Raw genomic sequence first — 20,381 nt, forward strand, 5'->3', positions numbered from 1 at the left:
CCGCCGGCCGACGCCGCGGGGGCCCGGCTCACTCCCCGGTGGCCGGGCCCACCAGCCGGACGGCGTCCACCGCGCAGCCCCAGGAGACCGTGACCCCGGCACCGCCGTGGCCGTAGTTGTGCACGCACAGGGCGGTGCCGCCCCGGCCGTCGGGCAGCCGCCCCGCCTCCAGCCGCACGCGGGGCCGGAACGGGCGCAGGCCGACCCGGTGTTCGAGCACCTTCGCGTCCGCCAGCCGGGGATCGACGGCGGCACACCGCCGCACGATCGCCTCCGCCGTCGCCGGGTCCGGCCTCCGGTCCTCGGCGCCGTCGTGTGCGGTGCCGCCCAGCACCACGCCGTAGGGCTGCGGCAGGATGTACGTCGTCTCGCTGGCCCCGCCCGTCGCGACGACGTACCACTCCTCGACGCCCGGGTCCTCCACCACCAGGACCTGGCCCCGCACCGGGCGCACGCTCGGGTCCGGCACCAGTTCGCGGGCGCCGAGCCCCGCGCAGTTGACGACGACGGGCGCCTCGGCGGCGGCCTCCGCCAGGGAACGGGCCGCGCGCTGCTCCCAGCGTCCCCCGGCGGCTTCGAAGCGGGCCACCAGGTAGGGGAGATACGTCTGCATGTCGACAAGCGGGGTGCGCGGCGGGGTACCGGTGAGCGCCGTCCACTCCGGCGGCGGCGAGCCGCCCGGCATGCTGCCGCGCACCAGCCGCACACCCGTCGTCCCCGGCTGTTCCGCGAGCCAGGAGAAGTGCCGGAAGGAGCGCACCGACCAGTCGAGCGCCTGCTCCTGCGGTTCGATGCGGTACGGCCACACGAGGCCGCCCGCGACGGCCGACGTCGTCTCGTGAGGGGCCTGCGGACTCCACAGCCGCACCCGTGTGCCCCGTTCGGCCAGCACCACCGCGGTCGTCAGCCCGATGACCCCGCCTCCTATGACGACGGCTTCGTCGTCCCGTGTATCACCCATGTGCCGACACTACGTTCCCACCGGCCGGACGCGCCGCCCCCCAGGGGCCGCCGCCGTCCACCGCCGGCTCCCGCCCTCCGGCCGGACGGCGGGGCCGGACGAAGGGTCGGGGTGCGGCTTCGGGCAACCGACCAGTCAACAAGTCCGTCGGAACGACATAGCCGCAGGAACCGGGCGCGCGCCTCCCAGGGTCGGCATGGACAGTCAGCGGAAGAGGCGGAAGAATCCACGCACCTGCTCGACCAGCGACTCCGGCTGCTCCAGCGCGGCGAAGTGGCCGCCGCGCGGCAGCTCCTCGAACCAGCGCAGGTCGGTGAACCGCAGCTCGGCCTCCCGCCTCGACGGGCGGGTTATGTCGCGCGGGTAGACCGACAGCCCGGACGGCGCGGTCACCGTGTCCCGGAAGTCGGCGAAGCTCTCCCAGTACAGGCGTGCCGACGACGTGGCCGACGCGGTGAACCAGTAGACCGAGATCTCGTCGAGGATCGTCTGCCGCGACAACGCGTCCTCGGGGTGGCCGTCGTTGTCCGTCCACGCCCAGAACTTCTCGGCGATCCAGGCGGCCTGCCCGGCCGGGGAGTCGGTGAGGGCGTAGCCGAGTGTCTGCGGCCGGGTCGCCTGGATCGCCGAGTATCCCCGGCCGGTGCGCCGCATCTCCTTCTCGGCCTCAAGATTCGCCAGCTCCGCGGGTGTCGGGTCGTCGAACGTGCCCGCCGCCACGGATCCCAGGTTCAGGTGGACGCCGGCGACCCGCTCGGGCGCCACTTCGCCCAGCGCCCCGGACACCGCCGAACCCCAGTCACCGCCCTGCGCGCCGTACCGTTCGTAACCCAGCGAGACCATCAAGGTGTCCCAGGCGCGCGCGATGCGAGTGACGCCCCACCCGGTCGTCGACGGCTTGTCGCTCCAGCCGTACCCGGGCAACGACGGCGCGACCACGTGGAACGCGTCCGCCGGGTCACCGCCGTGCGCGCGGGGGTCGGTCAGCGGGCCGAGGACCTCCAGGAATTCGAGTACCGAGCCCGGCCACCCGTGTGTGAGCACGAGCGGGAACGCGTCCGGCTCCGGCGAGCGGACGTGCAGGAAGTGGATGCCCAGCCCGTCGATGGTGTCGCGGTACTGCGGGAACACGTTCAGCCGCTCGGCGAACCCGAAGTCGTAGTCCTCGGCCCAGCTGCGGCACAGCTCCCGCGCGTACGCCAGCGGCAGCCCCTGTGACCAGTCGTCCACCGGCTCGCGTTCGGGCCACCGTGTCCGGCGCAGTCGTTCACGCAGGTCCGCGATCTCGGCTTCGGTGATGCTGACCTCGAATGGCTCGGCGGACATGGCAGGGCTCCTTACTGTGGAGGCGTTGTCGGATCAGGTGCGGGCGGGCCGTCAGTGCGGGCTCCCACGCGTGGCACCGGGTGCGGGGCGGCGGCCGGCGGCAGGGCGCCGGGTCAGGCTGATGACGAGTCCGGCCAGGGGGAGTGCCGCGAGCACGGCGAGGGCCACCGGCGCCGGCACGATGCCGGACAGACCCGCGACAGCGGCCGGACCGATCCCGCCGCCCAGGACGTTCATGAAGTTGAGCAGGCCTTGCGCGGTGTTGCGGTCGTCCGCGGCGACCAGGTCCGGTGCGAGGTTCACCAGTACGGCTTGGGCACCGGCGAACCCGCATACGGTCAAGGCCGTGCCGAGGACGACCGGGACCGGCCCGGTGGAGACCGCGACCACGAGCACGCCGATGACGGTGAGTGCCGCAAGCCCGGCCGACATCTGCCAGCCGGTGAACCGGTCGGTCAACGTGCCGACCAGCCGCCCGGCCAGCACCGAGCAGGCGGCGGCCGGGAGCAGGAGCACGCCGGCTTCCAGGGGGCCACCGCCGGTGGCCTGCTCGATCAGGGACGGGGCGCGGAACAGCACCCCGTAGTAGCCGGCGAAGACGGCCCCGCCGATGAGCCCGGCCGCCGGGAAGCCGCGGGATGCGATCACCCGCCGGGGCACGAACCCGTCGGGTGTGCTGCGCACCCGCCACCACAGCCCTGCGGCGGCGAGCGCACCGGCGGCGGCCACGACGAGCGTGACCGGAGCGGGCAGGCCGACCGAGTGTGCCTGCAGCAACGTGATCAAGGAGCCGGCGAGTACCGACAGCACGGCCGCGCCGACGACATCGAGTCGCCCGGCCGGGCCGTTTCGCTCGCCGGCTCCGCTCCGCCCCGGCGCGCGCCTGCTCGGCAATGCGGCCAGCAGCAGGGGCAGCGCGAGGACCGGGATCGCGAGCACGGCACGCCACCCGAGCCATGCGGTCACCGCTCCGCCTATCAGCGTCCCGCACCCCGACGCCGTCGCGCTGGCCGCCGCGATGAGTCCCAGGACGCGGATCCGTTGCCGCCCGGGAAGGGCGGTGGCCGCGGCGAAGACGGCGATCACCGTCGCGCCCGCCCCGGCGCCGCCGATCAGCCGGCCGACGATCACGACGGACAGCACCGGCCCGGCTCCGGCGAGCGCGGAGCCCGCGGCGAGCGTCACGACCCCGGCGACCAGGACCTGGAAGGGGCTCCAGCGGACCAGCAGCCGGCCCGCGACCGGCATCGCCAGCGCGGAGGTCAGCGACCATGCGGCGAGAATCCATGCGGTGGCCCCGAACGGCACCGCGAGTGCGCGGCCGATGGCCGGCAGGGCCACAGACGGCGCTCCCAGTGCCACGTACATCGGCAGCACCAGCATTCCCAGGGTCAGCCCCAGCCGGCGCCCGCCCGGGGCATCCGTTCGCTCCGGTGCCGGACCACCTCCCGGCGGGGTCGTCCGCGACGTCGGCCCCTGCGAGGTATTTTGTGACATGTGAAAGCTCCTTTGGGTGTAACGCTACGGAGCAGTGAGGAGACACGTCAAATGCGGGACGCGTATTACAGTCCATTGGTGGTCCAGACGGCCGTCGATCTGGCCAACACCCTGAAGCCGGTCAAGGGAGAGGACGCGCTGGAGACCGTGGAGCAGCTCCGGGACTTCCTCGACGACCATCCCGCGGCCGGGCCTCCGCGTCCGGCGGCGGACCAAGGGACCGGTCCGCGGCGTCTCACCCGCGCCGACCTGGCGGAAGTCCGCGCGTTGCGCGAGACGGTGCGTGAGGTGCTCGAACGGGCGAACGCGGACGCCGACGCGGCTGCGGCTCTGATCAACGAGGGCCTGCGTCGCAGCCGCGCCACCCCGGTACTGCGCCACGAGGACGACCGCTGGTGGACCGAGGTGACCGCCGACACCGACCGCTGCGCGGCGCACCTCGCCGCGATCACGCTCAGCGCATTGGCCTCCGTGATCGCCACGCTCGGTCCCGCGCGTCTCGGCGTATGTGCCGGGCCGACCTGCCGGGCCACTTTCGTGGACCTCTCGCGCAACGGCTCGAAGCAGTACTGCACCCGGACCTGCGCACACCGGGCCAGCGTCGCGGCCTACCGCAGCCGACACAGCCCGCGTTGAGCACCGGCACCCGGCCCTGCCGGGCCGGGCCTGTCCGAATGTGACCGACGACCCCGAGGCCGCGGCAAGTTCCGGCCCACGCCGTCGAGATGGAAGAAGCGCGTCGGCTACTCCACGAACCGCCTGTACGCCGCAGCCTGCTCATCAGCCGGAGAATCCACCGGCACCAGGCGGACGGTGGCCCCACGCCACACCGCTCACACGAAGTGCGCCGAACCCCGGCAGCGGAGTGGACCACCGTGCTGAGCGCCCAGGTCGAGCGCCCAGCGCCGACGGCTGTTCCGCTGTTCTCCGAGGGCGGGTCAGGGGACGGGCGCGCCGGTGCGGGACGCGCGCTGCGGGTCCGCGCCGACGACCGGGTCGGCGAGCAGGTCGAGCGTCAGGGCGGCGGTCCAGCCGAACTCACGGGCACCGCGCCCCTCGCCGGTGTACGGGTCGAGGTACTCCGCGAACCGCGTCGCGCCCGCCGCCCGCAGCACCTCGCCGGCCAGCGCGTCCGCACGGGCCCGCTCCCCGTACCGCGACAGGCCCCGCACCAGCAGCCAGTTGACGTTGAACCAGGCGGGGCCGCGCCAGTAGCGGCGCCGGTCGAAGGCGGCGCCCCGCAGGTCGTAACTGGGCAGCAGCCGTACGGCCGAGCCCAGCCCGAAATGCTCACCGGCGACAGTGCGCAGCAGGGCGTCGGCGACCGGCCGGGGCAGACCGGGCACGACGAGCGGCAGCAGTCCCGCGGCGCTGCGTTCGGCCACCAGCCGGCCGGCGGGCCCCGCACCGGACTGCCGGGGTCCGGCCCGCAGATCGCGGGCGAGGAACTGACCGGCCTGCTCGGACCACAGCCGCCGCACCAGCGCGTCGGTCAGTTCGGCGGCCCGCGCCCGGTGGGGGCCGGGATCGTGGCCCAGCGCCTCGGCGATCCGGGCGAGGGCGTGCTCGGCGGCGGCGTACAGCGCGTTGAAGCCGGGGTCCTCGACGGCGAAGGCGTGTTCCGCGGCGGCGTCCCGGTAGCCGTGGTCGCGGTACGCGGCGGCGAGCCGTACGTACCGCCCGTAGTCCAGGTCGGTGGGCCGGTCGGCGGCGTCCCCGTGCGTCAGGTCCGCGCGGCGGTACGTCGCGGGGTCGGCGGGGGCGATCCGGGACAGCGGCCCGTCCCAGCACGGGCTGTTGTCCATCCCGGGTTCCCACGGGTGCACGACCGCGGCGAGGCCGCCGCCGTCCAGGTCACGGTGGCGGGCCAGATACCGGTGCCAGGCCACCAGCCGCGGATGGACGCGGGCCAGGAAGCCGCGCCGTGCGGAGGCGTCCGGGTCGGCGCCGTGGACGAGCCACGCGGCCAGTGCGTGGACGGGCGGCTGCACGATGCCGGAGGTCTCCACCGCCCCCGGCGCCCCACAGGGCGCACCGGCCGTGGAGGAGCGCCAGAAGGAGGGGGAGGGGAAGTAGGCGTCCGGCGGCACCTCCGCGTTGAAGACGATGTGCGGCACCCGCCCGTCGGCCCACTGCGCGGACAGCAGTGTCTCCAGTTCCCGCTGTGCCCGTACGGGGGAGAGATGGCGCAGCCCGATGGCGATGAACGCGGAATCCCAGCTCCACTGGTGCGGGTACAGGCTGCGGGACGGGACGGTCGAGGTGCCGGTCCAGTTGCCGTCGAGCACCCGGGCGGCGGCGCGGCGCAGGGCGCGGTGGGTGTCGGGGCGGCGCGGGGGAGCGGTGCGGGGGCGGGGGAGTGCGGCGGCGTGGGTGCCGGGGACCGGCGGGGTGGTTGTCACCGTGGCACCTCGTGCGGGCCGTCACAGCAGCCCTGTCGGGCGGTATGTTCCTTGCGTGCCGATATGCCCGAATGGGGAAGGGCGGTGGGCCGGGTCATGTGCTCCACGGCGTGCTCCGAGCGGGTCGACATCGGCAGACCAGTCGAAGGTACCTCGCAACGACGTCCGCCCGGCAGACGCGACCCTCGCCGTGAAGCGGGACGGCGCGGCGGACAGCCGGTGGGGACCGACGCGAAGTGAGGCCGTATGCGGAGGTGGAGACGGCGTTCGCGGGCGACCGCGGCAGGGCTCGCCGGGCTGCTCGGCGTGACCCTTGTCACCGGGTGCTCCGGCGGCGACGGGGCCGGGGCACCCGACCGGAAGCTCACCGTGTGGACGCTGGAGAACCTGCCCGCACGGACCGCCGCGACCCGCGAGATCATCGCCCGCTGGGAGCGGCGCAGCGGCGTCCGGGTCACCCTCGTCGGGGTGGACGAGACCCAGCTGCCCCAGATGATCATGTCCGCGGCGGCGGCAGGTGACCTCCCCGACGTGATCGCGGCCCTCCCCCTCGGCCAGCTCTGGCAGATGCACGGCAACGAACTGCTGAACACCCGGCTCCCCGCCCAGGTGGTGCGGAGACTCGGCGCCCGCACCTTCACCCCCACCGCGCTGCGGCTGACCCAGGACGGCGGCAGGCGGCTGGCGGTGCCCTCGGACGCCTGGCTCCAGCTCCTGGTCCACCGCAAGGACCTGTTCGCCAGGGCCGGACTGGCCCGGCCCACCGGCTACCACGCCATGGAAGCGGCGGCCGACGCACTCGACCGGGGCCGGCGCGACGGCATCGCACTCGCCACCGACCCGGGCGACGTCTTCACCCAGCAGAGCTTCGAGACCATGGCACTGGCAGACGACTGCCGCCTCGTCACGCGCAGGGGAGGCGGCCGGACGGCGGTGACGCTCGACTCGCCCGCCTGCCGCCGCACCTTCGCCGCCTACCGGGCACTCGCCCGCGACCACGGGCCCGCCGGCACACAGACGCTGGACACGACCCGCGCCGCCTACTTCGCCGGCCGCGCCCCGATGCTGCTGTGGTCCTCCTTCCTGCTGGACGAACTCGCGGGGGAACGGGCGGACACCAGGCCCAGCTGCCCGCAGTGCAAGAAGGACCCCGGCTTCCTCGCCAGGAACAGCGGGATCACCACCGCGCTCAAAGGACCGGACGCGGCGCGGCCCGGCCGTTTCGGGGAGATCACCTCCTGGGCGGTCACCAGAACCGCCGAGGCCAGGGCGTCCCGCGAACTGATCACCTACATGATGAGCACCGGCTACCAGGACTGGTTCGGCATGGCACCCGAAGGCAAGATCCCCGTCCGCGAAGGAACCGCGGGCGACCCCGACAAGTACACGCGGGCGTGGCGCGGCGGCCGGCTCGGTGTGGAGGCCACCCACCGCAGGCGGCTCAACGCCCTGTATCCCGAGGCACTGCTGGACGAACTCCTCGACGGCGTCCGCCACATGCGCCGCTGGGGCATCACCGAGGGGGAGGGCGCCCTGGTCGGTGCCGCGGGCGGGGAACTGCCCGTGGCCAGGGCGGTCGGCGAGATGGTCAGCGGCCGGGCCTCACCCGGCGAGGCCGCCCGCCGCGCCGCCGAGGACGTCACCGCCCTGCGCAGGTCCCTCCGATGAGCCCGCCACCCCCGCTCCCTGCGGGACCGCCACCGGACCGCCCGGATGCGGACGGCCCGGCCGGCCCCGATGCGGACGGCTCGGCTGCCCCGGACGGTCCGCCCGGCCCCGCGCGGGACGGCTCTGCGGGCTCGGTGCCGGACGGCGCTTCGGACTCCGCGTCGGGCAGTCGCATCGCGCCCGCTGCGGACGGTCCGGCCGGCCCCGATGCGGAAAGCTCGGCTGCCCCGGACGGTCCGCCCGGCCCCGCGCCGGATGCCTCCGCGGGTTCGGTACCCGACGGCGCTTCGGACTCCGCGTCGGACGGTCGCATCGCGCCCGCCGCGGACGGCTCCGTCGCCTCGGGTGGTTCAGCGGACTCGGTGCCGGGCGGCTTCGAGGGCTCCGCGCTGGGTGGTTCTCCGGGTTCCCCGCCGGGTGGCGCTCCGGGTTCCGTGCCGGACGGTCGGCCGGATTCACCGTCGGGCGGTCTCGCAGGCTCGGTGCTGGGCGGTGGCGTGCGGCGCGCTGCGGACGGCCCTGCCGCTTCGGGTGGTTCCGAAGGCTCCGCCTCCAGCGGCTCCGGGGGCTCCGCGCCGGGTGGTCGGGCGGACCCGCCGTCGGGCGGCCCCGGGCGCTCCGCGCCGGGTGGCCCCGCAGGCTCCGCGTCAAACCCTCCGACGGGTTCCGCGTCGGGCCGACCCGCCGGCCCTTCGCCGGGCGGCGGCCCGGGCCACGGCGGACGGACCGGGCCGGCGCGGCGTCGGCTGCTGACCCGTGCGGCGCGGGAGAACCGTGCCGGGCTGCTCTTCGTCACACCCACCGTCCTGGTGGTCCTGGTCGTCGTCGTCCTGCCGATCCTGTGGACGGTGCTGCTCTCCTTCCGGCGCGCCCGGCTCGTGGACATCCCGCACATGGGTCTGTTCGGCGACTGGTCCCTGGCCAACTTCGCGGGCGTCTTCTCGTCGTCGGACTTCTGGACCAGTCTGTGGACGACACTGCTGTACACCGTCGGGGGCACCGCGGGCTCCCTCGTACTCGGTCTGGTCGCCGCGCTCGCCCTGCGCCGCCCGTTCCGCGGCCGGGGCCTGCTGCGCGGTGCGATGCTGCTGCCGTACGTGGCGCCGGTGGTGGCCGTCACGTTCGTGTGGCAGATCGCACTCAGCCCCCAGTTCGGCATCGTCAACGAGTGGGGCGCCACGCTGCTGGGCTGGGACGATCCGATCGCCTTCCTGTCCACCCGCGACTGGGAGGTGAGCGTATGGGGGCTGCACTTCGATGTCCCGCTCGCCCTGCTGACCGTCATCGCCTTCGAGACGTGGCGCTACTTCCCGTTCGCCTTCCTCTTCCTGCTCGCCCGGCTCCAGGCGGTGCCCACCGTGCTGGAGGAGGCCGCGCTGGTGGACGGGGCCACCCCCACCCAGCGTTTCCGCCATGTGCTGCTGCCGCAGCTGATGCCGGTCATCGCGCTGCTGTGCGTGCTGCGTTTCCTGATGACGTTCACCAAGTTCGACGACGTCTACCTGCTGACCGGCGGCGGCTCCGGCACGGACGTGGTGGCGGTGCGGGTGTACGACTTCCTCACCGCGCGTTTCGACGTCGGCGGCGCCGCCGCACAGGCGTTGGTGCTCGCCGCCGTCCTGACGGCTCTGCTGGGCGTGTGCTCCGGGCTGTTCGCGGGGAAGGTGCGGGAGGAGTCATGAGGCCGAGCCGTGCGCAGGCCGAGGAACGCCTCTTCGGGGTGCTGCGGTGGGTGGTGACCGTGCTGCTCGCCCTCGTCACCGTGCTGCCCTTCTGCTACATGCTGCTGCTGTCGGTCAAGTCCATCGACGCGCTGCTGCTGGAGCCGGGCCGGCTGTGGGTCTCCGCGCGGGAGTTCACCCTCGCCACCTACCAGCAGGTGCTGCGGCCCGCCTCGGAAGGCGGCCAGGGCTTCTTGCGCATGCTGGTCAACTCCGGGCTGGTCTCGCTGGGTACGGTCGCCCTCACCCTGCTGGCCGCGATCCCCGGCGCGTACGCCGTCACCCGGCTGCGGTTCTTCGGCAGCAGGCAGGTCAGCGCCCTGTTCCTGGCCGTCTACCTCTTCCCGGCGACGCTGCTGGCCGTGCCGCTGTTCGTGATGTTCGCGAAGCTGGGGCTGCAAGGGAGCCTGGGCGGGCTCGCCCTCGTCTACGTCGCGCAGACCGTGCCGGTGGCGGTCTACATGCTCAGGAACTACTTCGTCACCGTGCCCGCCACGCTGGAGGAGGCGGCGGCCCTCGACGGCTGCACCCGCCTCCAGACGGTGCGCAAGGTCGTCCTGCCGCTGGCCGTGCCCTCGCTCACCGCCACCGGGCTGTATGTGTTCATGATCGCCTGGAACGAGTTCCTCTTCGCCCTGCTCTTCCTGGCCGCCCGGCCCGAGAGGTGGACCGTCTCGCTGGGGCTCCAGCAGCTCGCGGGCGGCGTCGAGGTGCCCAAGACGGTGCTGATGGCGGGCTCCGTGGTGCTGACCGTCCCCGTCGTCCTGCTGTTCTTCGCCGCGGAACGGCTCCTCACCGAGGGCCTGACCGCGGGCGCCGACAAGAGCTGAGGGCCCGACCACCGGCCCCCGGCAGGCAGTCGGGCCGGGGACTCGCCGCAGCGCGCCCGCGAACCGGCCGGGCCCTGTCGCACACGGGGCCCGGCCGGTCCGCGACCGGTTGGGGGAGGGGCCGGCGGCCGGGAGGGGCCGCCGCCGGCTACTCCAGCTCCTCCGGAGCCACGTCCCGCAGCTCGCCGTCCGCCAGCTCCAGCCACCGGGTGACGCCCAGCTCCCGCAGGAACGGCAGGTCGTGGCTGGCGACCAGCAGCGCGCCCTGGTAGGCGGCCAGCGCCTCCCGCAACTGGCGGACGCTCGCCATGTCCAGGTTGTTGGTCGGCTCGTCCAGCATCAGCAGCTGCGGGCCGGGCTCGGCGAGCATGACGGCCGCCAGCGTCGCGCGGAACCGCTCCCCGCCCGAGAGGGTGCCGACGGCCTGCTCGGCGCGCTGGCCGCGGAAGAGGAACCGCGCCAGCCGCGACCTGATCTGCTGGGGGGTGGCCTGGGGCGCCAGCGCGGCGACGTTGTCCACCAGGGACAGCGCGTCGTCGAGGACGTCGAGCCGCTGCGGCAGGAAGCGCAGCGGCACATGGGTGCGCACCCGGCCAGCGGCCGGCGCCAGCTGTCCGGCAAGCGTACGCAGCAGCGTCGTCTTGCCCGCGCCGTTCGGCCCCACCAGCGCGATCCGGTCGGGCCCGTTCACCTCCAGGGCCACGTGCGCGCCGTTGCGCAGCTCCACCTCCTCCATGGTGAGCACCTGGCGTCCGCGCGGCACGGCGGTGAACGGCAGCTCGATATAAATCTCGGCGTCGTCGCGCACCCGTTCGGCCGCCTCGTCCAGCCGTTCCTTTGCCTCCTCCAGCCGCTGTTCGTGCAGGACGCGGTGCTTGCCCGCCGTCTCCTGCGCTCTGCGTTTGCGGGCGCCCAGCAGGATCTTCGGTTCGCTCCTGCTGGCGGCGACCTTCCTGCCCTGCCGTGCCCGCCGGGCCAGCTTCGTCTGTGCCTCGGCCAACTCGCGCTTCTGCCGCCGCACATCCGTCTCGGCCGCCCGAACCATGCGCTCCGCGGCCTCCTGTTCCGCGGCGACGGCCTCCTCGTACGCGGTCAGATTGCCGCCGTACCAGGTGACCTCGCCATCACGCAGCTCGGCGATCCGGTCCACCCGCTCCAGCAGTTCGCGGTCGTGACTGACGACGACGAGCACGCCCGGGAACGCGTCGACCGCCTCGTGGAGCCGGCGCCTGGCCGCCCGGTCCAGATTGTTGGTGGGCTCGTCCAGCAGCAGCACGTCCGGCCGGGCCAGCAGCAGCGCCGCCAGCCGCAGCAGCACCGACTCGCCGCCCGACAGTTCGCCGATGGTCGTGTCCAGTCCGACGTGCTCCAGGCCGAGCTGGTCCAGCGTGGCCCGGGCGCGTTCCTCGACGTCCCAGTCGTCGCCGACGGCGGTGAAGTGCTCCTCGGCGACATCGCCCGCCTCGATGGCGTGCAGCGCCGCCCGCGCGGCGGCGATACCGAGGGCCTGGTCGACCCGCAGCGCCACGTCCAGGGTCAAATCCTGCGGCAGGTACCGCACCTCGCCGGAGACCTTCACGGTCCCCGCGTCGGGGCGCAGTTCACCCGCCAGCAGCTTCAACAGGGTTGACTTTCCCGAGCCGTTGAGCCCGATCAGACCTGTGCGGCCGGGGCCGACGGCCAGATCGAACGAGGCCAGCACGGGGGTGCCGTCCGGCCAGGAGAAGTCCAGCCGGGAACAGGTGAGAGAGGGGGTGTGGGTTTGCATGGGGCCTCCTGGCCGCGGTCGCATCGGGGGCGGGCCACAGGAGAAGTGGCCGCCCGGGACAGTGCGGGGGAGACACCGGGCCCCGGCCAGAACGGCGTCCGGGGGGCGGGAGCAGAAGGAGAGACGGAAACGATGGGCCGGCTCACTTCCGAGGTCGCACGTGTGACACAACAGACAGGGGCACACGGTGTCTTCGACCTCAGCTGAGCAACGGCCTCTCCAATCGACGGCGACAGGGCCGTCCGGGACCATACGCCCCGCCCGGCCCGCTCGCAAGCCTTTTCCGGCGCGCGGCCGTGTGCTGTGCTGCCCCTATGGTCCATACCACACAGCACCGGCCGGATTCCGGCGGCCGGCTCCCGACCGTACCGCTGACGCCCCTGACCGTCCCGGCCCAGCAGGCCGAGGACCGCGCCCGCGCGTTCTACGAGATCATGTCGCGGCGCCGCACCGTGCGGGACTTCGACTCCCGGCCCATCCCCGAGTCCGTCCTGGAGTGGGCCGTCCGCACCGCCGCCACCGCGCCCAGCGGCGCCCACGTCCAGCCGTGGCGGTTCGTCGTGCTGACCGATCCCGGGCGCAAGCGGCGGCTGCGCCTGGCCGCGGAGGCCGAGGAGCGGGAGTTCTACACGCGCCGCGCCTCGGACGAGTGGCTGGCAGCCCTGGCCCCGCTCGGCACCGACGAGCACAAGCCGTTCCTGGAGACGGCACCCGCCGTCATCGTCGTCTTCGAGGTCCACAAGGGGCCCGGCACGCCCCGCCCGTACTACACGAAGGAGTCCGTCGGTATCGCCGTCGGCTTCCTGCTGGCCACGCTCCACCAGGCGGGGCTGGCCACCCTCACCCACACGCCCAGCCCGATGCGGTTCCTCAACGAGGTCTGCGAACGGCCGCCCGAGGAGCGCGGGGCCTATGTCATCCCCGTCGGCTACCCGGCTCCCGCGGCCCGCGTGCCGGACCTGCGGCGCAAACCGCTGGAGGAGGTCATGATCCGTCTGTGACCGCCTGAGCCGTCCGCCCGCGGGCGGCACCCCGGGCACGCCCCCGGCCGGCCCGGTGACCGAACGCCGTCATGCCGCACACACCTCCGTGACCGAACGGCGTCACGCGCACACGCACGGGCACGCAGGCCCCGGTGCGGACGGCCCCGGACGTGGCCTGTGTCACCGGGCGAGGCCGGTGGCCGCACTCCGAGCGGGGGCGGGCCGCAGAGCCCGGGGCGGGCCACGGAACCGGAGGCGGGGTTGCCCGAGCCCTGACGCTGACGCGGGGCACCGCCGCCGCGCTGCCTGTCCCGGCCGCCCCGCCGGCCCGCGCCGCCCGCGGCCTCCGGCTCGTCGTCCAGCCGCAGCGTCAGCGAGATCCGCTTGCGGGCCTCGTCCACGTCCAGCACCCGGACCTTGACGATGTCGCCCGGCTTGACCACGTCCCGCGGGTCCTTCACGAACGTCTTCGACATGGCTGAGACGTGCACCAGACCGTCCTGGTGGACACCGACGTCCACGAAGGCGCCGAAGGCGGCGACGTTCGTGACCACACCCTCCAGCACCATGCCCGGTGCCAGATCGCTCAGCTTCTCCACGCCCTCCTTGAAGGCGGCTGTGCGGAAGGCCGGACGCGGGTCACGGCCGGGCTTCTCCAGCTCGCGGAGGATGTCGGTGACCGTCGGCAGACCGAAGGTCTCGTTGACGAACTCCTTCGGATCCAGCCCGCGCAGCACCTTGGTGTTGCCGATCAGCGAGGCCACGTCCGCGCCGGTCTTCTCCACCATGCCCCGCACCACCGGGTACGCCTCCGGGTGCACGGCCGAGGCGTCCAGCGGATCGTCGCCGCCCCGGATGCGCAGGAAGCCCGCGCACTGCTCGAACGCCTTCGGCCCGAGCCGGGGCACCTCCTTGAGCTGCCGGCGGCTGGTGAAGGGGCCGTTGGCGTCGCGGTGCGCCACGATGTTCTCCGCCAGGGTGGCGCCGATGCCCGAGACCCGTGACAGCAGCGGTGCGGAGGCCGTGTTGACGTCCACACCCACGCCGTTCACACAGTCCTCGACCACCGCGTCCAGCGAACGGGACAGCTTCACCTCGGACAGATCGTGCTGGTACTGGCCCACACCGATCGACTTCGGGTCGATCTTCACCAGCTCCGCCAGCGGGTCCTGGAGCCGGCGCGCGATCGAGACGGCACCGCGCAGCGACACGTCCAGCTCGGGCAGCTCCTGCGAGGCGTACGCGGAGGCCGAGTAGACCGAGGCGCCCGCCTCGGAGACCATCACCTTGGTCAGCTTCAGCTCCGGTTTCGCGGCGATCAGCTCACCAGCGAGCTTGTCCGTCTCCCGGGAGGCGGTGCCGTTGCCGATCGCGACGAGTTCCACCTTGTGGGCCTCGGCCAGCTCCGCGAGCCGGGCCAGGGACTGCGCCCACTGCTTCTGCGGCGCGTGCGGGTAGATGGTGTCGGTGGCCGCGACCTTGCCCGTCGCGTCGATGACGGCGACCTTCACGCCCGTCCGCAGCCCCGGGTCGAGCCCCAGCGTGGGGCGGGTGCCGGCGGGGGCGGCCAGCAGCAGGTCCCGCAGATTGGCGGCGAACACCCGCACCGCCTCGTCCTCGGCGGCCGTCCGCAGCCGGGTGCGCAGGTCGATGCCCAGATGCACCTGGATGCGGGTCCGCCACGCCCAGCGCACCGTCTCGGCCAGCCAGGCGTCGGCCGGACGACCCTCGTTGCGCACCCCGAACCGGGCGGCGATGCTGCGCTCGTACGAGCTGGGGCCCTCGGCGGCCTCCGCGCCGGCCGGCTCCGGCTCCAGGACGAGGTCGAGGACGTCCTCCTTCTCGCCGCGAAGCATCGCGAGGATCCGGTGCGAGGGCAGCTCGGTGAAGCTCTCGGAGAAGTCGAAGTAGTCGGCGAACTTGGCGCCCTGCTCCTCCTTCCCCTCCCGCACCCTGGCGACCAGCCGGCCGCGCTCCCACATCCGTTCGCGCAGCTCGCCGATGAGGTCGGCGTCCTCGCCGAACCGCTCGGTCAGGATCGCGCGGGCCCCCTCCAGGGCCGCCGCGGTGTCGGCGACGCCCTTGTCCGCGTCGACGAACGCGGCGGCTGCCGCCGCCGGCTCCACCGTGGGGTCGGCCAGCAGCCCGTCGGCGAGCGGCTCCAGACCGGCCTCGCGCGCGATCTGCGCCTTGGTGCGCCGCTTGGGTTTGAAGGGCAGGTAGATGTCCTCCAGGCGTGCCTTGGAGTCGGCGGCCCTGATCCGGGCCTCCAGCTCCTCGGTGAGTTTGCCCTGGGAGCGCACGGACTCCAGGACGGCCTCGCGCCGCTCCTCCAGCTCCCGCAGATAGCGCAGCCGCTCCTCCAGGGAGCGCAGCTGCGCGTCGTCGAGCATCTCGGTCGCTTCCTTGCGGTAGCGCGCGATGAACGGCACGGTGGACCCGCCGTCGAGCAGCTCGACAGCGGCGCGGACCTGCCGCTCGCGTACGCCGAGTTCCTCGGCGATCCTGCCTTCGATGGTCGTCGTCACGATGGTTCGTTCCGCCTTCTCGGTGCTGTGGTCCCCCGGTAGGCATGCATTGTGGCAGGCGCCGCCGACAACCCGGGCGGCATCAGCCCTTGCCGCGCAGGTCGGCCGGGAAGGCGCCCGCCTCGGTCGCGGTGCGGGCGAAGCCGCCGGCCAGTTCGGTCAGCCGGGCCACGCCCTCGGCGCCGAGCAGCTCGTAGGGGCGCCGGTCGAGCCGGTCGGTCTCCTCCTCCAGGTGCTTGCGCAGGGCCACGCCCTCCTCGGTCAGCTCCCCGTCGCCGCCCAGCAGGCCGCGCTCGGCCAGCCGTGACTGGGCCGCGGCCCAGTCACGCTCGTTGTAGCCGCGGGTGCGCATGACCCATACGGGGTTCATGCCGTGTCCGCTCGCCGTGTGGGAGACCAGGGCCTCCAGCGCGTCGAGTTCGGCGTGCTGGAGGGCGGCTATGTGGCCGTCGCCGCGGTGCTCGCGCAGCAGGGTGGCCGCGTGCCACAGCGCCAGGTGCGGTGCCTGCTCGACGGGCGGGGTGGGCAGGTCGGCGTTGGCGGCGTACAGCGGGCGGCCCGAGCGGGTGCAGCCCTCGGCGGCACGCAGCGCCAGCCGGGCAGCTTCGGCCATCTGCGGACAGGTGACGGTCTCCTCGCCCAGCAGGTGCCGCAGTGTGCTGTCCGCCGCCCGCAGCCGTGCGGCCAGCACCGTCTCGGGCGAGGCCGCGTCCCACACCTCGGGGACGAAACGGGCGACGAGGGCGTGGCTGTAGTTGTAGAACGTGGCGGTCACCGTGCCGGCCCCCACGGCGCCCAGTGGCGCGGATCGGGTGGCCAGGTTGACCGCGTGCGGGTCGTCGATGCCGTAGGGAGCGAGTTCCTTCCCCAGCGCGGGTGAGAAGTAGAGCGCGGAGTGCAGGGCGTTCAAAGCGTTGTGGCAGCGCCGCCCGGCGCGTTCGGGAAGTGGCGTCATGGCCCCGTACGCTACCGGGCGGTACGAGCGGCCCGGAAGGCAGGGGAACCGGCCGCTCCACCGCCCGGGGATTCGGCGAGGGCCGGAGTCAGCGTCCCCAGCGGAAGCGTGGTGCCCGGCGTTCCAGGAAGGCGGCCACACCCTCCGCCGCCTCGCCCGCGGCGGCTGCCTCCCGCTGCCAGTGCGCGACGCGGTCGGGCCCGGTGCGGCCGTCGGCGAACTCCTTGGCCGCGGCCTGGGTGAGCGCGGAGCGGGTGGTGAGGGTACGGGCGAAGTCGGCGACGCGCTTGTCGAGTTCGCCTGCCGGATGGACCTCGTCCACCAGGCCGGTGCGCAACGCGCGTGCGGCGTCGATGAGTTCACCCGAGTAGAGCAGGTACTTCGTGGTGGCGGGGCCGACGAGGCGCACCAGGCGCTCGGTGGACGAGGCGGCGTGGACGATGCCCAGCTTGGCGGGGGTGACGCCGAAGAGCGCGTCGTCGGAGGCGAACCGCAGGTCGCAGGCGGCGGCGAGCTGGCAGCCGCCGCCGACGCAGTGGCCGTGCACGGCCGCGAGGGTGGGGCGGGGGAAGGCGGCCAGCGCCTCCTCGGCGGCCACGGCCAGGGACTGCTGCGTGTGCACCGCGCCCCGGTGCCACGCGGCGTCGCCGGCGGTCTCCGGGGCCGGCGTGCGGGGGCCTTGCCCTGCCGCCTCGTGCAGGGCGGTGATGTCGGCGCCGGCGCAGAACGTGCCCTCCGCTCCCGTCAGGACGAGGACACGCACCCGCGGATCGGCGGCGAGCTCTTCCAGCAGGGGCGGGAGCCGGCGCCACATGGCGGGTGTCATCGCGTTGCGTCGGGCCGGGTGGTGGAGGGTGACGGTGGCGACGCCGTCGTCGTCGCACGCCGCGTGCAGGGTCGGCTCCATGGGCGTGATCGTATCCAGCACCCGCCATCTTCTGTCACTGAGCCGATCGGTGCGTAAGTCTTCTGTCAAATGCCATCGATATGTGCCGAGTTACGGTCAGCGGCACAACCCGGGCGGGTGCGGCACCACCATTCAATGCAAGTGCATCTGCAAGTACGTCCACTCGACCTACCAGAGAGCGGGGTGCGGAGATGGACAGCCGCGGCGGACGGGCCGGTGTCATCGACAGGTTTCCCATGAGCAGCATCGACGGCGATTCTCCGAGCAGAAACGACAATGCTCCCCCCAGCAGAAACGACAATGCGCCCGCGGGAGAGGACATTGCGCCCGCGGGACAGCGCGTGCCGGCCCCCCGGGGCACCTGGCGGTTCACGGCGCCCACCGCCGACCACTCGGTTCCCCGGCTGCGGCACGCCGTGCGGGACCTGCTGGAGCGGCAGCCCGTGACGGTGCCGCGGGAGACCCGCGACACCGCGCTGCTGATCCTCTCCGAACTGGTCACCAACGCCGTCCGGCACGCGGCGCTGCTCTCCCCGCGGATCGGCGTCGAGATCTCCCTGGAGCGCGGCCGGCTGACCGTCGCGGTGGAGGACGACCACCCCTACCGGCCCAAGGCGCTGGAGGCGGCGCCCATGGACGAGAGCACCGGCGGCCGGGGACTGCTGCTCGTCAGGGTGCTCACCGCCGAGGCGGGCGGTGTGTGTGATGTGACGCGGACCGGGACCGGCGGCAAGGTGGTCTGGGCCGCGCTTCCCCTGACCGGCGCGCCCTGACGGCGCCCACCGGCCGACGCCGGCGCACCGCCTGCGGTGCGGCCGGGCGGGCAGGCGTCCGACCGGACGGGGCAGGCGGAGCAGGCGTCAGAACGGGCGGCCTGCGGTCACCATTCCCCGGCGCCGCCGGTCACTTCGCGGATCGCGGGCCGCGCCGCGTCCAGCACCGTCATGAACCAGGTCGAGAAGGTGTCGGTCGCGTGCCGCTTGTCCAGCTCCTTGGCCGTCACGAAGGCGATCTCGGCGATCTCCTCGGGGTCCGGCCGGGGCTCCTGGCGCAGCAGCCCCACGAACAGGTGGTTGTACTCCTGCTCGACGAGACCGGAGGCCGGGTCGGGGTGGTTGTAGCGGACGGTGCCCGCCTCCCGCAGCAGTGCCGGTGCGACGCCCAGTTCCTCGCCGACGCGCCGGGTGGCCGCTGCGAACGGGGCCTCCTGCGGATACGGATGGCCGCAGCAGGTGTTGGACCAGACGCCCGGCGAGTGGTACTTGCTCAGGGCCCGCCGCTGGAGCAGCAGTCTGCCCTCGTCGTCGAAGAGGAAGACCGAGAAGGCGCGGTGCAACTGCCCGGGTGCCACATGGGCGGAGAGCTTCTCCGCGGTACCGATCGTCGTCCCGTTCTCGTCGACAAGTTCGAGCATGATCGGGGCCGCTGAGCTGTTCGCCATGTTCATCCTTCTCGTGGGCCTGTGGGCAGCGCGATCCAGTGTGCCGCAGGTTACGCCGCAACTCCGCATTCCGCGCGAATCTGCCCGCTTCGTGCTCATCTCCGCTCATGACGGACCGGACCCGCTCCGCACCGGTCCGACAATCGCCACTCAGTGCATCATTCCGAACGGCGCGTGCCCGCCTCGGGGTGCCGCAGCAGCCAGCCCTCCCACGCCGAGGCGACCATCTCCCGCACCCCGAACCGCGGCGACCAGCCCAGCTCCGTACGGATCCGCTCGGCGGAGGCCACCACCCGTGCCGGGTCGCCGGGGCGGCGCGGCGCCACCCGGGGCGCGGGCTCCCGCAGCCCGGTGACCTCAGCCACCAGCGTGGCCATCTCCCGTACGGACACCCCGGTGCCGGTGCCCACGTTGAGCGTCAGATCACTGCCCTCGGCCGTACCACCGCCGGCCGCCATCGCGCGGGCGGCGGCCACGTGCGCCTCCGCCAGGTCGCGCACGTGGATGTAGTCGCGGACGCAGGTGCCGTCCGGGGTCGGGTAGTCGTCGCCGAAGATCTGCGGCGCCTCGCCGCGGGTGAGGGCGTCGAAGAACATCGGGACGATGTTGGACACCCCCGTGTCGGCCAGCTCGGGCGCGGCGGCCCCGGCCACGTTGAAGTAGCGCAGGCACGCCGTGTTCACCCCGTGTGCCCGCCCCGTCGCGCGCACCAGCCACTCGCCGGCCAGCTTCGTCTCGCCGTAGGGGTTCATCGGCACCGTCGGTGTGTGCTCGGTGACCAGGTCCACATCCGGCATCCCGTAGACGGCCGCCGACGAGGAGAACACGAACCGGCGCACGCCCGCCTCCACCACCGTGCGCAGCAGCGTGGTGAGACCGTGCAGGTTCTCCTCGTAGTAGCGCAGCGGCTGCGCCACGGATTCGGCGACCTGCTTCTTGGCCGCGAGATGGATCACACCGCTCACCCGGTGCCCGGCGAGCGTACGGGCCACCAGCGGGCCGTCCAGCACCGAGCCGCGCACCAGCGGCACCTCGGCGGGCAGCCGCTCGGGGACCCCGCCGGAGACGTCGTCCAGTGCGACCGCCCGCTCGCCCGAGGCCACCAGGGCCCGGGCGACGTGCGCCCCGATGTAGCCGGCACCGCCCGTGATCAACCAGGTCATGCACCGCACCCTATCGGCCCAGGTTGTGAGCCGGGCCGCCGATCGACCATGCTGGGGCGCCAAGGCGTCCGACGGGCAACACCTGGGCGATGAACGCTCGGTGAAGGCTCCTTCCGGCGATCGGATACTCTCTGCCGACGTGCTGCCGACCCCCTGACGGGCCGTGGCGCACGCTGCCCGCTGCCTTTGTGTCCCCTCTCGCGCGGGTATGCCAGCTTCCAAGGAGTGAGT

Annotated in this window: 16 protein-coding genes; 6 read left to right on the plus strand and 10 right to left on the minus strand. The window is 73.5% G+C overall.

Annotation, left to right across the window (positions count from 1 at the left end; translation table 11 throughout):
* Window positions 1-28: 28 nt before the first annotated feature.
* The 3 genes from IO40_RS0122065 to IO40_RS0122075 form a co-directional block, all read right to left on the minus strand.
* Window positions 29-961 (minus strand): FAD-dependent oxidoreductase, encoded by a 933-nt coding sequence (locus tag IO40_RS0122065; protein ID WP_031026401.1) that lies wholly within the window; start codon window positions 959-961, stop codon window positions 29-31.
* 204 nt (window positions 962-1,165) lie between these two features.
* Complete coding sequence (locus IO40_RS0122070) at window positions 1,166-2,287, minus strand: epoxide hydrolase family protein (protein WP_016470884.1); 1,122 nt, start codon at window positions 2,285-2,287, stop codon at window positions 1,166-1,168.
* Window positions 2,288-2,338: 51 nt separating this feature from the next.
* Complete coding sequence (locus IO40_RS0122075) at window positions 2,339-3,784, minus strand: MFS transporter (protein ID WP_031026404.1); 1,446 nt, start codon at window positions 3,782-3,784, stop codon at window positions 2,339-2,341.
* Between the two features lie 78 nt (window positions 3,785-3,862).
* Between IO40_RS0122075 and IO40_RS0122080 the strand changes: the two genes are divergently transcribed.
* Entirely contained in the window at window positions 3,863-4,420 is a 558-nt protein-coding gene (locus IO40_RS0122080; protein WP_234315484.1) for a CGNR zinc finger domain-containing protein, read from the plus strand.
* Between the two features lie 302 nt (window positions 4,421-4,722).
* Here the strand turns inward: IO40_RS0122080 and IO40_RS0122085 are convergent, their stop codons facing one another.
* The gene (locus IO40_RS0122085) at window positions 4,723-6,186 is read right to left on the minus strand and encodes an MGH1-like glycoside hydrolase domain-containing protein (RefSeq protein WP_031175977.1); all 1,464 of its coding nucleotides are present in this window, start codon (window positions 6,184-6,186) and stop codon (window positions 4,723-4,725) included.
* Window positions 6,187-6,432: 246 nt separating this feature from the next.
* Between IO40_RS0122085 and IO40_RS0122090 the strand changes: the two genes are divergently transcribed.
* The 3 genes from IO40_RS0122090 to IO40_RS0122100 all read left to right on the plus strand — a co-directional run bounded on the left by IO40_RS0122090 (window position 6,433) and on the right by IO40_RS0122100 (window position 10,405).
* Entirely contained in the window at window positions 6,433-7,854 is a 1,422-nt protein-coding gene (locus IO40_RS0122090) for an ABC transporter substrate-binding protein (protein ID WP_031175978.1), read from the plus strand.
* A gap of 809 nt (window positions 7,855-8,663) precedes the next feature.
* Window positions 8,664-9,536: a carbohydrate ABC transporter permease gene (locus IO40_RS0122095; RefSeq protein WP_016470889.1), complete on the plus strand. Its 873-nt coding sequence runs from the start codon at window positions 8,664-8,666 to the stop codon at window positions 9,534-9,536.
* A complete protein-coding gene (locus IO40_RS0122100) occupies window positions 9,533-10,405 on the plus strand; it encodes a carbohydrate ABC transporter permease (protein WP_016470890.1) in 873 nt (290 codons plus the stop codon). The genes IO40_RS0122095 and IO40_RS0122100 overlap by 4 nt, the downstream gene beginning before the upstream one ends.
* 148 nt (window positions 10,406-10,553) lie before the next feature.
* Here IO40_RS0122100 and IO40_RS0122105 read toward each other — a convergent pair whose 3' ends face one another.
* Window positions 10,554-12,173 (minus strand): ABC-F family ATP-binding cassette domain-containing protein, encoded by a 1,620-nt coding sequence (locus IO40_RS0122105; RefSeq protein ID WP_031175980.1) that lies wholly within the window; start codon window positions 12,171-12,173, stop codon window positions 10,554-10,556.
* 314 nt (window positions 12,174-12,487) lie between these two features.
* Here IO40_RS0122105 and IO40_RS0122110 point away from each other — a divergent pair, with 314 nt between their 5' ends.
* Window positions 12,488-13,174, plus strand: coding sequence for a nitroreductase family protein (locus IO40_RS0122110; protein ID WP_016470892.1), 687 nt, complete (start codon window positions 12,488-12,490; stop codon window positions 13,172-13,174).
* On the opposite strand, the gene IO40_RS0122115 is transcribed toward IO40_RS0122110, so the two are convergent.
* The 3 genes from IO40_RS0122115 to IO40_RS0122125 all read right to left on the minus strand — a co-directional run bounded on the left by IO40_RS0122115 (window position 13,102) and on the right by IO40_RS0122125 (window position 17,546).
* Window positions 13,102-15,684 (minus strand): Tex family protein, encoded by a 2,583-nt coding sequence (locus IO40_RS0122115; RefSeq protein ID WP_078842031.1) that lies wholly within the window; start codon window positions 15,682-15,684, stop codon window positions 13,102-13,104. The two genes, IO40_RS0122110 and IO40_RS0122115, sit on opposite strands and share 73 nt — an antisense overlap.
* Before the next feature lie 82 nt (window positions 15,685-15,766).
* Window positions 15,767-16,639 carry an SCO6745 family protein gene (locus IO40_RS0122120; protein ID WP_016470894.1) on the minus strand — a complete coding sequence of 291 codons (873 nt, stop codon included), beginning with the start codon at window positions 16,637-16,639 and terminating at the stop codon, window positions 15,767-15,769.
* 88 nt (window positions 16,640-16,727) lie between these two features.
* Window positions 16,728-17,546 (minus strand): enoyl-CoA hydratase/isomerase family protein, encoded by an 819-nt coding sequence (locus tag IO40_RS0122125; protein ID WP_016470895.1) that lies wholly within the window; start codon window positions 17,544-17,546, stop codon window positions 16,728-16,730.
* A gap of 191 nt (window positions 17,547-17,737) precedes the next feature.
* On the opposite strand from IO40_RS0122125, the gene IO40_RS33905 reads away from it, so the two are divergent.
* Window positions 17,738-18,319: an ATP-binding protein gene (locus tag IO40_RS33905; RefSeq protein WP_016470896.1), complete on the plus strand. Its 582-nt coding sequence runs from the start codon at window positions 17,738-17,740 to the stop codon at window positions 18,317-18,319.
* A gap of 107 nt (window positions 18,320-18,426) precedes the next feature.
* On the opposite strand, the gene idi is transcribed toward IO40_RS33905, so the two are convergent.
* Entirely contained in the window at window positions 18,427-18,987 is a 561-nt protein-coding gene (gene idi / locus IO40_RS0122135) for an isopentenyl-diphosphate Delta-isomerase (RefSeq protein ID WP_031175982.1), read from the minus strand.
* Window positions 18,988-19,145: 158 nt separating this feature from the next.
* Window positions 19,146-20,150 (minus strand): UDP-glucose 4-epimerase GalE, encoded by a 1,005-nt coding sequence (gene galE, locus IO40_RS0122140; protein ID WP_016470898.1) that lies wholly within the window; start codon window positions 20,148-20,150, stop codon window positions 19,146-19,148.
* Window positions 20,151-20,381 lie beyond the last annotated feature (231 nt).

The sequence above is a fragment of the Streptomyces albus subsp. albus genome (genome assembly GCF_000725885.1).
GTDB classification, from domain to species: Bacteria; Actinomycetota; Actinomycetes; order Streptomycetales; family Streptomycetaceae; genus Streptomyces; species Streptomyces albus.